The sequence below is a fragment of the Streptomyces tremellae genome (genome assembly GCF_039540215.1).
Lineage (GTDB): Bacteria > Actinomycetota > Actinomycetes > Streptomycetales > Streptomycetaceae > Streptomyces > Streptomyces tremellae.
Map to the genome: position 1 here is coordinate 38,619 of NZ_BAABEP010000048.1, position 12,692 is coordinate 51,310.

Annotated in this window: 13 protein-coding genes; 8 read left to right on the forward strand and 5 right to left on the reverse strand. The window is 74.8% G+C overall.

What is annotated here, in order from left to right; genetic code table 11:
• Window positions 1-65 precede the first annotated feature (65 nt).
• Both ABEA77_RS25675 and ABEA77_RS25680 read left to right on the forward strand, forming a co-directional pair.
• The gene (locus tag ABEA77_RS25675; protein ID WP_345652202.1) at window positions 66-1,604 is read left to right on the forward strand and encodes an FAD-dependent oxidoreductase; all 1,539 of its coding nucleotides are present in this window, start codon (window positions 66-68) and stop codon (window positions 1,602-1,604) included.
• A 131-nt stretch (window positions 1,605-1,735) separates the two neighbouring features.
• Window positions 1,736-1,930: a hypothetical protein gene (locus tag ABEA77_RS25680; protein WP_345652205.1), complete on the forward strand. Its 195-nt coding sequence runs from the start codon at window positions 1,736-1,738 to the stop codon at window positions 1,928-1,930.
• A gap of 101 nt (window positions 1,931-2,031) precedes the next feature.
• Here ABEA77_RS25680 and ABEA77_RS25685 read toward each other — a convergent pair whose 3' ends face one another.
• Both ABEA77_RS25685 and ABEA77_RS25690 read right to left on the reverse strand, forming a co-directional pair.
• Complete coding sequence (locus tag ABEA77_RS25685; RefSeq protein WP_345652208.1) at window positions 2,032-2,724, reverse strand: LuxR C-terminal-related transcriptional regulator; 693 nt, start codon at window positions 2,722-2,724, stop codon at window positions 2,032-2,034.
• A gap of 97 nt (window positions 2,725-2,821) precedes the next feature.
• Complete coding sequence (locus ABEA77_RS25690; protein ID WP_345652211.1) at window positions 2,822-4,150, reverse strand: PspC domain-containing protein; 1,329 nt, start codon at window positions 4,148-4,150, stop codon at window positions 2,822-2,824.
• 136 nt (window positions 4,151-4,286) lie between these two features.
• Here ABEA77_RS25690 and ABEA77_RS25695 point away from each other — a divergent pair, with 136 nt between their 5' ends.
• Window positions 4,287-5,897: a PspC domain-containing protein gene (locus ABEA77_RS25695; protein WP_345652214.1), complete on the forward strand. Its 1,611-nt coding sequence runs from the start codon at window positions 4,287-4,289 to the stop codon at window positions 5,895-5,897.
• A complete protein-coding gene (locus ABEA77_RS25700; RefSeq protein WP_345652217.1) occupies window positions 5,884-6,147 on the forward strand; it encodes a hypothetical protein in 264 nt (87 codons plus the stop codon). The genes ABEA77_RS25695 and ABEA77_RS25700 overlap by 14 nt, the downstream gene beginning before the upstream one ends.
• On the opposite strand, the gene ABEA77_RS25705 is transcribed toward ABEA77_RS25700, so the two are convergent.
• Both ABEA77_RS25705 and ABEA77_RS25710 read right to left on the reverse strand, forming a co-directional pair.
• Entirely contained in the window at window positions 6,054-6,584 is a 531-nt protein-coding gene (locus ABEA77_RS25705) for a DoxX family protein (RefSeq protein ID WP_345652220.1), read from the reverse strand. The genes ABEA77_RS25700 and ABEA77_RS25705 overlap by 94 nt on opposite strands.
• Before the next feature lie 202 nt (window positions 6,585-6,786).
• Entirely contained in the window at window positions 6,787-7,710 is a 924-nt protein-coding gene (locus ABEA77_RS25710) for an NADP-dependent oxidoreductase (protein ID WP_345652223.1), read from the reverse strand.
• 69 nt (window positions 7,711-7,779) lie between these two features.
• Between ABEA77_RS25710 and ABEA77_RS25715 the strand changes: the two genes are divergently transcribed.
• Entirely contained in the window at window positions 7,780-8,355 is a 576-nt protein-coding gene (locus ABEA77_RS25715; protein WP_345652226.1) for a TetR/AcrR family transcriptional regulator, read from the forward strand.
• Window positions 8,356-8,418: 63 nt separating this feature from the next.
• Here the strand turns inward: ABEA77_RS25715 and ABEA77_RS25720 are convergent, their stop codons facing one another.
• Window positions 8,419-9,693, reverse strand: coding sequence for a hypothetical protein (locus ABEA77_RS25720; RefSeq protein ID WP_345652233.1), 1,275 nt, complete (start codon window positions 9,691-9,693; stop codon window positions 8,419-8,421).
• Between the two features lie 481 nt (window positions 9,694-10,174).
• Here ABEA77_RS25720 and ABEA77_RS25725 point away from each other — a divergent pair, with 481 nt between their 5' ends.
• The 3 genes from ABEA77_RS25725 to ABEA77_RS25735 form a co-directional block, all read left to right on the forward strand.
• Window positions 10,175-10,522, forward strand: coding sequence for a MerR family transcriptional regulator (locus ABEA77_RS25725; RefSeq protein WP_345652235.1), 348 nt, complete (start codon window positions 10,175-10,177; stop codon window positions 10,520-10,522).
• A gap of 304 nt (window positions 10,523-10,826) precedes the next feature.
• Complete coding sequence (locus ABEA77_RS25730) at window positions 10,827-11,030, forward strand: cold-shock protein (RefSeq protein WP_345652238.1); 204 nt, start codon at window positions 10,827-10,829, stop codon at window positions 11,028-11,030.
• A 238-nt stretch (window positions 11,031-11,268) separates the two neighbouring features.
• A partial coding sequence (locus tag ABEA77_RS25735) for a DEAD/DEAH box helicase (RefSeq protein WP_345652240.1) occupies window positions 11,269-12,692 on the forward strand: 1,424 nt, incomplete at its 3' end.

Genomic DNA, 12,692 nt, shown 5'->3' on the forward strand with positions numbered 1-12,692 from the left:
CGCTGATGGGAAAGGAATTCCTTCCTTGGGTGGGATGGCCGACGAGGTGGCGAGGTGACGGGGCGATGACCGGAGCGACACGGGCGCCGGAGAACGGACGACCGGCCCGGGGGCGGCCCGCGACGACGGTGCTGATCGCCGGCGCGGGCCCGACCGGCCTGACGCTGGCCTGCGAACTCGCCCGCAGGGGCGTCCCGTTCCGGCTGATCGAGGCCGCGCCGGGCCCGCAGCCCGGATCCCGCGGCAAGGGCGTGCAGCCGCGCTCGCTCGAAGTCTTCGACGACCTCGGCATCGTCGACCGCGTCCTCGCGCACGGCCGGATGGCGATGCCGATCCGCTCCACCGGCCCGGACGGGCGGGTGACGCCCGGCGGCACCGAGACGCTCGGGGACCGCCCCGACATCCCGTACCCGGCGAGCCTGATCACGCCCGAGTGGCGGATCGAGGAGGCGCTGCGGCTGCGCCTCGCCGAGCTGGGCGGCGAGGTCGAGTTCGGCACCGCGCTCGACGCCTTCCAGCAGTCGGACGAGGCCGTGACGGCGGTGCTCGTCAGGGACGGCGGGGCCGAGACGGTCACCGCGCGCCGGCTGGTCGGCTGCGACGGCGGCCACAGCACCGTGCGCAAGCAGGCCGGGATCGCCTTCGAGGGCGAGACCCGCGAGGAGGTGCGGATGATCGTCGCCGACGTGGAGGCCGAAGGGCTCGCGCCCGACGCCTGGCACATGTGGCGGCACGAGGAGGGCTTCGCCGCCCTCTGCCCGCTGCCCTCGACCGGGACGTTCCAGTACCAGGCGTCCATCGCGCCGGGACAGGACCCCGGCCTGGGCCTGGCCAACCTGCAGGCGATCCTCGACCGGCGGACCGGCCACGCCGGCATCCGGCTCCACGAGCCGACCTGGTCGTCCCTGTGGCGCGCCAACGTCCGCCTCGCCGACCGCTACCGCGCGGGCCGGGTGTTCCTCGCGGGCGACGCCGCGCACATCCACTCGCCCGCGGGCGGGCAGGGCATGAACACCGGAATCCAGGACGCCCACAACCTCGGCTGGAAGCTCGCGGCCGTCGCCGAGGGCGCGCCGCCCGCGCTGCTCGACACCTACGAAGCCGAGCGGCGGCCGGTCGCCGCGGGCGTGCTCGCCCTCTCGGACGCGCGCCTGCGCCAGATCGCGGAGGACCAGGGCCTGCCCGTACGCCGCGACGCGAGCACCACACAGCTCGGCGTCGGCTACCGCGGATCCGCCCTGGCGTGGGACGACCGCGACGAGGACGCGCCACTGCGCGCGGGCGACCGCGCCCCCGACGCCACCGGTCTGACCACGGTCGACGGCGAACGCCGGCTGTTCGACCTGACGCGCGGCGGCCATCTCACCCTGCTCGCCTTCGGCCCCGCGCCCGCCGCGCCGGGCGCCAGGATCCTGCGCGTCGTCGCGCACCCGAAAGCCCCGGGCGAACTCGCCGACACCGCCGGCCACCTGGCCCGCGCCTACGGCGCGACCGACCGCACCCTCGCGCTCATCCGCCCCGACGGCTACCTCGCCCTGCTCTCCGACACCCCCGGCCCGACCGCGCTCCCCGCCGCGCTCGCCGCGCTGGCGGGGGCGTCCTGAGGCTTGCGGGCTCTGCTGCGCGGGCCGCTTGAGCGACCTGCCGGAGGCCAGGCGGCCTGCCCGCGTCCCTGACACGGGACCTCCCGGTCTGAACCATTGGCAGGGCCGTACGAGCCGGCAGTGGAGGGGACATGATCATTCTGGTGCTGATCGGTGTTCTGGTACTGGTTGCCGGCGGGTGCGTGTGTGCGGTGCGGGCGGCGCATGGCGGGCCCCGCCCGGCCCGCGCCGCGGCGATGGTGACGCTTGCATCGGGCGAGATGGCGCGCCGCTCCGGTGCGGACCGGCGGCGCGGCACGAACGAGTCCCAAGGCGCCGACGGCTGAAGCGTCTTACGGAAGGCCGTGTTCCGGAAGCCGGCACGCCCCCCGGAGGAGCGGGCGGTACAGGGCGCGGGGCGCGCCGCCGCCCGCCCGCGCGGCGGGGCTCAGACCAGGCGGCGCGCCGTCGCCCAGCGGGTCAGCTCGTGGCGGTTGGAGAGCTGGAGCTTGCGCAGGACCGCGGAGACATGGGACTCGACGGTCTTCACCGAGATGAACAGCTGCTTCGCGATCTCCTTGTACGCGTAGCCGCGGGCGATCAGGCGCAGCACCTCGCGCTCGCGCTGGGTGAGGCGGTCGAGGTCCTCGTCGACCGGGGGCGCGTCGGTGGAGGCGAAGGCGTCGAGCACGAAGCCCGCGAGGCGCGGCGAGAACACGGCGTCGCCCTCCTGGACGCGGAAGACGGAGTCCACGAGGTCGGTACCGGTGATCGTCTTCGTCACGTAGCCGCGCGCGCCGCCCCTGATGACGCCGATGACGTCCTCGGCCGCGTCGGACACGGAGAGCGCGAGGAAGCGCACGGGGTCCTCGGACGCGGCCATCAGGGGCGCGCAGCGGCGCAGCACCTCGACGCCGCCGCCGCCCGGCAGGTGGACGTCGAGGAGGACGACCTCGGGGCGGGTCGCGGTGATGACCGCGACGGCCTGGTCCACGTCCGCGGCCTCGCCGACCACCTCGACGCCGGTCTCCTCGGTGCGGCCGATCTCGGCCTGCACGCCCGTGCGGAACATCCGGTGGTCGTCCACCAGCACGACCCGCGCGTGGCGTCCCTGCGGTGTCCCGTCGCTGCTCATGTCCATCCGTCCGTTCCTCGGTGGTGTGGTGCGTGACTTCTCGGTCGTGCGGCCCGCGGGTCGTCCCGTACGGCCGACCGTACGGGCCGGGCCGCGGGCGGGCTCACGGCGCGTGCTCCTCGTCGCCGCGGGTGCCTGCGGCAGCGGGTGCGTCGGGGGCCCGGTCCATCTCCAGCTCGACCACCGTGCCGCCCTCGGGCGCGGAGCGCAGCCGCGCGGTGCCGCCGTTGCGCCGCATCCTGCCGATGATGGACCCCCGGACGCCCATCCGGTCCTCGGGCACCGCGTCCAGGTCGAAGCCGGGGCCGCGGTCCCGTACGGAAACGAAGACCGAACGCCCCTCCACCTCCGCGTACACCTGGACCGCACCGCCGGAGCCGCCGTACTTCGCCGCGTTGACCATCGCCTCGCGCGCCGCCTGGAGCTGCGCGCCGAGCCCCTCGTCCAGCGGGCAGTCGCCGACGACGACCACCTCGATCGGCACCCCGTGGTGGTCCTCCACCTCGGCCGCCGTCTTCCGCACCGCCTCGGCGAGCGTGTCGGGCGCCTCGGCCTCGTCCTTGCCCGTGCCCTCCGGGCGGTAGAGCCAGGCGCGCAGCTCGCGCTCCTGGGCGCGGGCGAGGCGCCGCACCTCGCCGCCGTCGTCGGCGTTGCGCTGGATCAGGGTGAGGGTGTGCAGCACGGAGTCGTGCACATGGGCTGCGACCTCGGCGCGCTCCTGCGCCCTGATGCGCATCGTCCGCTCCTCGGACAGGTCCTGCGTCATCCGCACGAGCCAGGGCCCGACGAGCAGCCCGACGCCCGCGACCACGGCGATCGACGCCGTGAGCACATTGCCGAACTGGGCGGCCGAGCCGCGCACCGCGACGAACACCGTGAGCCCGAGCCCGACGAGCGCCACCCCCGCGACGCCGCGCGCCAGCTGCACCACCCTGCGGCGGCGGCCGATCTCCGTCCACCGGGCGCGGCGCGCGTTGTCCGCCTGGCGCCACACCAGCACGAGCCCGACGCCGATCAGCAGCATCGGCCAGATGTACGTGCTGGTGCCTGCGAGGCCCATGTTGACGTTGGCGACGAAGATGACCGCGCCGACAACCAGCGCGATCAGCGCGAAGACCTGGCCCTTGTCGGGCTTGCGCAGCCTGCGTCTGCCGTCCGGCAGCGTCTCGAACAGCGGCTTCGGCTGGGCGGACGACCTGCCGCCCACGCCGAGCGGCACGACGATCCAGAACACCGCGTACAGCAGGGCGCCGAGGCCCTGCGCGAAGAACAGCGCGAGGAACGCGAGCCGCACCCAGACCACCGGCAGCCCGAGATGGCCCGCGAGCCCGCGCGCGACGCCGCCGAGGAGCCGCCCGTCCACGCTGCGGTACAGCTTGCGCGGGGTCGGCTCCTGGGGCGCGGCGGCTCGGGGCGGGGCGGCGGCTGGCATGTGTCCGATGGTCACACGGGCCGGGCCCGGCGGGCACGGGTTGGCGCCGATATCAGGGACGTCGGGGGTCGATATCAGGGATGGCCCAGGGTCGCAGCCGGTAGAGGCAGGGCCGCGTGGCAGCGACCATGGAGCCATGACGACCCCGCGAGACCCCGAGGCCCCGGGCGGGCAGGACAGACCGCCCGGCGGCGGAGGCATGCCCGGCGGGGTCCCGCCCGCAGCGGACGGCGCAGACGGCACCCGCGGCGGGGACGGCGTGCGGGGCGCCCGGAGCCAAGGCCGCGCCGAGGGCAAGGGCGGCGTGGACGGCGGGAGCGCCGACGGGCGCAAGCAGCTGACGCGCAGCCCGCGCGGGAAGCTCGTCGGCGGCGTGTGCTCGGGTCTCGGCCGCTACTGCGACGTGGATCCGGTGATCTTCCGCATCGTCATCGGCGTCCTCGGCGTCGCGGGCGGGCTCGGGCTGATCTTCTACGGGTTCGCGTGGCTGCTGATCCCGCTGGAGGGCGAGGAGGAGAACGAGGGGCGCAGGATGCTCTCCGGCCGGGTGGAGGGGTCCGCGCTGATCGCGGTCCTCTTCGCGCTGGTCGGCTGCGGCCTCTTCCTCTCGATGCTGGGCAATGGCGGCACGCTGAGCTTCGCCGTGATGCTGGCGTGCGCGGCCGTCGCCTCCGCCGTCTGGTCCAAGCACCGGCGCGAGACGGGCGCGGGCGGCCCTTCCGACCCGGCCGGGGCGCACGGCGTGTCCGACGCTCCGCCGGAGACCAAGGCGCCGCCCGTGCCCGGCGGCAGCCCGTCCTGGTGGCGTGACCCCCTCGCCAAGGACGGCGCGGGCGGCCATCGCGCGACGACCTATCTGTGGGGGCCCGCGGAGGAGCCGCCCGCCCGCCGCAGGGGCGCCACCCGAGGCCGGGACCGGCACCGCACCCGGGCCACCGCCTGGGGTCAGGGCGCGTCCGCCGGAGCCCACTCGGCCGGGACCAACACGTCCGGGGCGGATTCGGCCGGGGCGGGCGCAGGCGCGGCCGTCCCGCCCTGGGCGGACCCGGCCGCCGCGTGGCGCGAGCCGCGGCAGCAGCAGGACATCGGCGGCGCGATCTTCCTCGTGGCGCTGATCGCGGGCGCAGTCTGCGCGTACCTCGCCTGGGACTCGCACCCCCTGGCGGGCGCGCTCCAGATCGCGCTGGTCGCGGTGGTGGCCGTGCTGGGGCTCGGGCTCGTCGTGACGTCGTTCCTCGGCCGCGCCCGCTTCGGCACGGTGGTCCTGACGGTGATCGCGACACTGCTGCTCGCGGCGGCCACCGCCCTGCCGGACGACGCCACAGCGCACTGGAGCAGGCAGACCTGGCGACCCGCGAGCGCCGCCGCCGTGCAGGGCGCGTACCGGCTGGGCACGGGCGTCGGCACGCTCGACCTGCGGGGCCTCGCGATACCGGCGGGCACCACACTGCACACGACGGCGCACGTGGGCGGCGGGCAGCTCAGGGTGCTGGTCCCGGCGGGCGCCGCGCTCGACGTGCGGGCGTCGACCACCGCCGGTGCCGTCCGGCTGCCCGGGGACGCGCCCGACGAGCTGCGCATCGCCCCCGACCAGCGCCTGCACAGGACGTATCCGCCGCCTCCCGGGCCCGCGGCCCGGCAGCGGCGGGACGCGCGGCCGGCCCTGCCGTTCTCGCGGCCCCCGGTGCTCGCCCTCACGCTGGACGTCGGACTCGGAGAGGTGGAGGTGACCCGTGGCGCACCGTGAGGCGAGGCCGGGACGGCTGGTCGTGGGGCTCGCGGCCCTGGCCACCGCCGTGCTGTACGGGGGCGACGCGGCGGGCTCCTGGCACACCCGGTGGTACACGGCGCTGCCGCTGCTCGCCGCCGCCCTGGCGCTGGCCGCGGTCGTCGGGATCGTGGGTCACGCCGCCCGGCGCCGGCGGCCGGGCAGGAGCGAGTCGAAGGACAGCACGGGCGCGCCGACGACGACCAGCGGCAGCCAGGCCATGAGGTAGGCCAGGTCGTTGCCGTAGTAGTACGGCGTGGACTGCCAGCTGACGGTGAGCCACAGGCTCAGCGAGATCAGCGCGCCGCCCGCCGCCGCGACCCGGCCGAGGATGCCGAGGAGGGTGCCGATCCCGACCGCGAGCTCGCCGAGCGCGATCGCGAGGCCGAAGCCGCCGGGGCTCTTGAGCGCCAGGTCGACCAGCGCGGGGACGGCGGCGCTGTCGCGCACGCCCCGCATCATGTCGCCGATCGAGCCGGGCCCGCTGGAGTCGAAGAAGCCGTGGGTGGTGAGCTTGTCGATGCCCGCGTAGACGAAAGTGACGCCGAGGAACACGCGCAGCGGGAGCAGCCCGTACACGGCGGGTATGCCCCGCAGGCCGCGGGGCCTGTCCCCGCCGCCGTCGTGCACCGTCCCCAAGCCGGTCGTCCGAAAGCCCTGTGCCATGGCGGTCTGCCTCCCTGTCCGCGCGGTTGCCCGCGAGCCGGTCCCGCCCGCGCGCTTCATTAGTGCATACGCGCCCGACGCGCCGGGCGCTCACCCCGGCCACGGAAACCCCGCATTCTCAGCCGCCTCTCACAATCCCCGCCCGCGCGGACCCGGCCCCGCGCGGGCGGGCCCCGCGCGGGCCCGGTGGCGCCCCTCCCCCTCAGGCCTCGGCCGGATCGGACCCGAGATCCCCGGGAACGATGACCCGGCGCCCCCGGGTGTGGCCGGCGCGGCTGTCGGCGTGCGCCGCCGCCGCCTCGGTGAGCGGGTACGACTTCTCGACGGGGATGTGGAGCCTGCCCCTAGCGATGAGGTCGACGGCCTCCGCGAGCGCGTCCTGCACGCTCCCGGCCACACCCGAGAACCGGACGCCCCACTGCGGCGCGCCGAGGTCGGCGATGGAGACGACCTTGCGCGCGTCCCCCGTCAGCCCGACGAGTTCGCGGACCACTCCGGAGCCCGCCAGGTCGAGGGCCGCGTCGACCCGGCCCAGGCGCCGCACCCGTTCGACCCAGCCCTCGCCGTAGGTCGTGGCGAGAGCGCCGAGACCGCGCAGGTAGTCCAGGTTCGCGGCCCCTGCCGTGCCGATCACCGCGATGCCGCGCTCGCGGGCGATCTGCAGCACCGCCGATCCGACACCGCCGGACGCGCCGCTGACCAGCAGCGTCTGACCGGGCCGCACGCCGACCTCGCCGATGACGCGGAGCGCGGTCTCCACCACCGACGGGTAGCCGGCCGCCTCGTCGAAAGCCAGCCCCGCGGGCATGCGGGCCCAGGCCGACAACACGGCGAACTCGGCGTACGTGTCGGCGCCTTCGCCGAACACACGGTCGCCGATCTCCACCCCCTCGACCCCCTCGCCGACCTCGTCCACCACACCGGCGGCATCCAGTCCGAGCCCGGCGGGCAGCTCGACCGGATGGGCTCCCAGCACCTGGCCCTCCCGAATCCGCCAGTCGGCGGGGTTGACACCCGCCGCCCGCACGGCGACGCGTATCTGGCCGGGGCCCGCGTGGGGCTCCTCGGCTTCCACCAGGCGCAGGACCTCGGGACCGCCGAACTCGGCGAAGCAGATCTTTCTCATGCGGCGAACGTAACCCTAACAGTTAGGTTTTCGCAACGGTTAGCAATTCGCATCTGATAGCGTCAGCGCATGACCGAGCCGTCAGGGCGCCGGGAGCGCAAGAAGGCCGCGACCCGGCAGAGGATCGCCGACACCGCACTGCGGCTTTTCCTTGAGCGCGGCTACGACGCCGTGGGCATCCGTGACGTGGCCGCCGCATCCGACGTGGCCGTCACCACGGTCTTCTCCCACTTCGCCTCGAAAGAGGCCCTGGTGTTCGAGCGCGACCAGGACTTCGAGCAGCGCCTCACCCGGGCGGTCGCGGAACGGCCCCCGCACGAGCCGCTCATCCCCGCGCTGCACCGCGAGGTCCAGGCCCTGGTACGGCACTGCCTGGCGGAGGGCAGCGCACCCGTCCGGCGCATGATCGAGGGATCGCCCGCCCTGCGGGAGTACGAGGAGTCGATGAGCCTGCGGCACGCGCAGGCTCTGGCGGCGGCCCTCGCCGCCGACCCCCGACTGCCCCGGAGCGTCACGGCCTGCCGGGCGACCGCGCGGTTCACCATCGACGCCTACGCCCTGGCCTGCCAGGCGGAGGACCCCGAGGCCACGGTGGACGAAATCTTCCGGATGATCACGGCAGCCTGGGAGGCCACCGCGCCCTGAGCCGGGACCTGCCGCGCCACGGCCCCCAGGCGCGCCGCCCTGCCGCACACACGATCGGGGGAGCTAGTCGCAGACCTCGACCGTGACGCTGTTGGTCTCGACGCCGGCCGCCGTGACGACCTGGACCGTCACCGGGCCGGGCTCGACCTCCACGGGGACGGGAACGGTCAGGAGGGCGTCGGAGGGGTTGGCGAAGCCGCCGGGGACGGGGACCAGCGGGACGTGGACATGGACGGCCCCTATCCGTACGACCATGCCGGCGAGCCGGTCCGGGGCCGCGGCGCCCGGCGGTACGAAGCCCGCGCCGCGGATCTCGATGTCGTCGCCCGTCCTAATCGGCGCGTCCAGGTCGCCCGCCTCCCGGGAACGCACCACGGAGAGCACGACGGGCCTGGTGCCGTCGGCGAACCTGCCCGCGAGATACGTGGCGGCCGAGACCGCGACGAGCAGGGCGAGGGCCCAGGGCAGGTCGGGGAGCCGATCGGGGCGCCTGGCGAGCCGCACCGCGCAGAAGACGACGGCGGCCGCGTTGACGAACACGTACTGCACGTCGGTGAAGCTGCCGCGGCGGTCGTCGTCGCAGAGCAGGTCGGCGAGGCGCGGCCGGTCGGCGCGCACCTTCTGGAGGGTGCGGGCGGCGACCCGTGCCGCGACGACCTTGCGGACGGCGACGGCGACCGCGCACACCACGGCGAGGACCGTCAGCAGCCCGGCGCCGCGCGCCAGCGCGAGCCCGGAGACCAGCGCGTCGCGGTCGCCGTGCCGGGACGCGCCCGCGAGCTGGAGCGCGAGGACGAGCACCGAGAAGACGGCGAGCAGCAGCCACGCGGACGCGACCGTGCGGGAGGTCGACAGCCGGTTGTCCTCGCCGACGAGCGGCGCGAGCAGGCCGCCCCTGCCGCGGTGCAGGGTGGCCGCGGCGGTCAGCAGCCCGCCGAGTACGGCCGCGGCGACGAGGCCCGCCGTGCGGGCCGTGCTCCACCCGGCGCCCACCGCGGTGAGCGCCTGGCCGAGGAGCAGGACGACGAATCCGCCCCACACCGCGCACAGGGTGACGCGCCAGACGGACAGCAGCCAGGCGCGGCCCGCCTCGCGGGCCCGCTCCGCGACGGTGCGCGCGGTCTGCGTCAGCTCGTCCGACACCCACTGGCGCGAGGCGCTCGCGGAGTGCTGTACGGCGGCGGGCAGGCCGCAGCCCGCGGCGAAGGCGTCCCGCTTCTCGGCGAACGCGGCGACAGCGCGCCGGTACCCCTCGCGCGCGCCGTGCGGGCAGTCACCGCAGGTGCACCCGCCCTCGTGCGCCGCGCCGGCACGCTCCGCACCCTCCCGCACCGCCACGCCGAACGCCGCCTTCCCCACCCCGTCGCCCGAGGCGCGCGGACCCGCTGGTGGACCCCCGCGCCTCGGACACTGAACTTCCGTGTGATGAGAGGGAATTCTGCCGTACATACCGCACGGCTCCGGCCGGTTCGGCCGTCCTGGGGGTGACGACCCCGTCACGATCCGGAAGCGGCCGCCCACGCCGCGCGGCTCCCGCACGGCCGGGACACGGCGGGACACGGCGGGACGCGGCGGGACGCGGCGGGACACGGCGGGACACGGCCGGACACGGCGGGGACATCCGCGGGGACGCGACGCGGACGCGACGGCACGGGGCGCGGCAAAGAGATGCGGCAAAGCTGTCGCGACCGTTGGAGACATGCTCGGGTCACCGGCTAGAGTTCATTGCGGGTCGCAGCGGCCGGCAGTACGCCCGGCGCCCGACCGCCCCGGCCGCACCGTCGGCCGCTGCGCCCTGGCACTTCCGGAAGAGGTACGCATGCCCCAAGAAGCCAGGCCCCGCGCGGCGGACCGGCTCGACGACGACGACTACCCGGCCTTCACCATGGGCCGCGCGGCGGAGATGATCGGCGCCACCCCGGCGTTCCTCCGTTCGCTCGGCGAGGCCAGACTGATCGAACCGCTCCGCTCGGAGGGCGGCCACCGCAGGTACTCCCGCTACCAGCTGCGCATCGCGGCCCGCGCGCGCGAGCTGGTCGACGGCGGCACACCCATCGAGGCCGCCTGCCGCATCATCATCCTGGAGGACCAGCTCGAAGAGGCCCTCAAGCTCAACGAGGCGCTGCGCCGCGAGACGGGCGACGACGGCGGGCCCGCCGGAGCGTGACCGACCGCTCACGGAAATCTATTGCGGCGAGTGCAGAATGTAGCGCGGCCCGCCGGGAAATTTCATGTGGCCGACAGGCGAACAGAAATCTTTCCGCGCACATTCAGGGCCACCATGCTAAGCTCGGTGGCAGTTGCAGTTGTGGTTCCCAAAACTTCGAGTGCGCTTACCGGATCGTCTTCCGGCAGGTGCACTTTCGTTTTTACCGGACCCCCCGTTCACGCGGGAGGCCCTGGCGGGGCAATCACCGGCAACACGGAATCGCACAGGGCGGTTCCGACATTGCCCCGGAATGGAGAATGTTATGGCCACCGGAACCGTGAAGTGGTTCAACTCGGAAAAGGGCTTCGGCTTCATCGAGCAGGACGGCGGCGGCGCCGACGTCTTCGCCCACTACTCGAACATCAACGCCCAGGGCTACCGTGAGCTCCAGGAGGGCCAGAAGGTCAGCTTCGACGTCACGCAGGGCCAGAAGGGCCCGCAGGCGGAGAACATCGTCCCCGCCTGACCCCCGGCCCACACGGGCACTGGAGCCGGGGTTTCGGCCTTCCGCCGGAACCCCGGCTCCGTCGTGTCCGCCCTCCGGGTGCGGAATTCCCACCGCACCGGCAAGAATGCGGCCCGGCCGAAACAGAGGCCGCTCACCGCTGCATCCCCGGCCCGTTCCAGCGAATCTTCGCACCGTTCAGCGATACCCACGGTGCCGGGAATTCCTTGACACGTGCCGCATCAAGGAAGGTTCAGCCTTGAACCGATCGCCCGGCACAGACAACCAGTCCTCCCGTTCCTACCGCGGCGCGTCCGCGCGCCGCTCAGGCTCCGCGGGCTCCGGCGGCCGCAGGGGCGGCCCACGACGCGGTGGAGGCGGCGGCGGCCGGGGCGGCTCAGTCGCCCAGCCGCGCGCCTTCGCGGCCCCCGAGCCCCTCACCCCCGCGCTGCCGCCCGCCGAGACCTTCGAGGAGGCGGGCCTGCCCGCCCCGCTGCTCGACGCGCTGGCCGCCGAGGGCGTCACCGTTCCCTTCCCCGTACAGGCCGCGACGCTGCCCAACTCGCTCGCGGGCCGCGACGTGCTCGGCCGCGGCAGGACGGGCTCGGGCAAGACCCTCGCGTTCGGCCTCAGCATGCTCGCCCGCACGGCGGGCAGGCGCGCGGCACCGCGGCGCCCGCTGGCCCTGGTCCTGGTGCCGACCCGGGAGCTCGCGCAGCAGGTCGAGGCCGCGCTCACCCCGTACGCGAAGGTCCTGCGGCTGCGCACGGCGACCGTCGTCGGCGGTCTTTCCCTCGGCAGGCAGGCGGACGCGCTGCGCGCGGGCGCCGAGATCGTCGTGGCGACGCCGGGACGGCTGCGCGACCTCGTGGAACGCGGCGACTGCGTGCTCTCCGACGTGACGATCAGCGTCCTCGACGAGGCCGACCAGATGGCCGACATGGGCTTCATGCCGCAGGTCACCGCGCTGGTCGACCAGGTCGCGCCGGACGCGCAGCACATGCTGTTCTCCGCCACGCTCGACGCCAACATCGACCGTCTCGTACGGCGCTACCTCACCGATCCTGTGGTGCACATCGGCGACCCGGAGGACGGCGTCGTCAGCACGATGGAGCACCACGTGCTGCACGTGCGCGACCTGGACAAGCAGGCCGTGACCGTGGAGATCGCGGCCCGCGAGGGCCGGGTGCTGATGTTCCTCGACACCAAGCACGCGGCGGACCGGCTGGCCAAGAACCTGCTCAAGCAGGGCGTACGGGCCGCGGCCCTGCACGGCGGCAAGTCCCAGTCGCAGCGCACCAGGACCCTGACGCAGTTCAAGGACGGCCTGGTCAACGTGCTGGTCGCCACGAACGTCGCCGCCCGCGGCATCCACGTCGACCAGCTCGACCTGGTCGTCAACGTCGACCCGCCCGCCGACCACAAGGACTACCTGCACCGGGGCGGCCGCACGGCGCGCGCCGGCGAGTCCGGCCTCGTCGTCACGCTCGCCCTGCCCGATCAGCGGCGCGAGGTGGCCAGGCTGGTCACCGCGGCCGGCATCACCGCGCAGACCACGCAGGTCGCCTCGGGCGGCGAGGAACTGGGCCGGATCACCGGCGCGCGGCAGCCCTCGGGCGTACCCGTCGTCATCACCCCGCCGCAGGCACCGGCCGCGCGTGCCGCCGGCTCGTCCTCCCGGGG

Bases quoted from the DNA above. Each gene is read 5' to 3' on its own strand.
- ABEA77_RS25675 (WP_345652202.1), top strand. From the start codon at position 66: ATGACCGGAGCGACACGGGCGCCGGAGAACGGACGACCGGCCCGGGGG.
- ABEA77_RS25680 (WP_345652205.1), top strand. From the start codon at position 1,736: ATGATCATTCTGGTGCTGATCGGTGTTCTGGTACTGGTTGCCGGCGGG.
- ABEA77_RS25685 (WP_345652208.1), bottom strand. From the start codon at position 2,724: ATGGACATGAGCAGCGACGGGACACCGCAGGGACGCCACGCGCGGGTC.
- ABEA77_RS25690 (WP_345652211.1), bottom strand. From the start codon at position 4,150: ATGCCAGCCGCCGCCCCGCCCCGAGCCGCCGCGCCCCAGGAGCCGACC.
- ABEA77_RS25695 (WP_345652214.1), top strand. From the start codon at position 4,287: ATGACGACCCCGCGAGACCCCGAGGCCCCGGGCGGGCAGGACAGACCG.
- ABEA77_RS25705 (WP_345652220.1), bottom strand. From the start codon at position 6,584: ATGGCACAGGGCTTTCGGACGACCGGCTTGGGGACGGTGCACGACGGC.
- ABEA77_RS25710 (WP_345652223.1), bottom strand. From the start codon at position 7,710: ATGAGAAAGATCTGCTTCGCCGAGTTCGGCGGTCCCGAGGTCCTGCGC.
- ABEA77_RS25715 (WP_345652226.1), top strand. From the start codon at position 7,780: ATGACCGAGCCGTCAGGGCGCCGGGAGCGCAAGAAGGCCGCGACCCGG.
- ABEA77_RS25725 (WP_345652235.1), top strand. From the start codon at position 10,175: ATGCCCCAAGAAGCCAGGCCCCGCGCGGCGGACCGGCTCGACGACGAC.
- ABEA77_RS25730 (WP_345652238.1), top strand. From the start codon at position 10,827: ATGGCCACCGGAACCGTGAAGTGGTTCAACTCGGAAAAGGGCTTCGGC.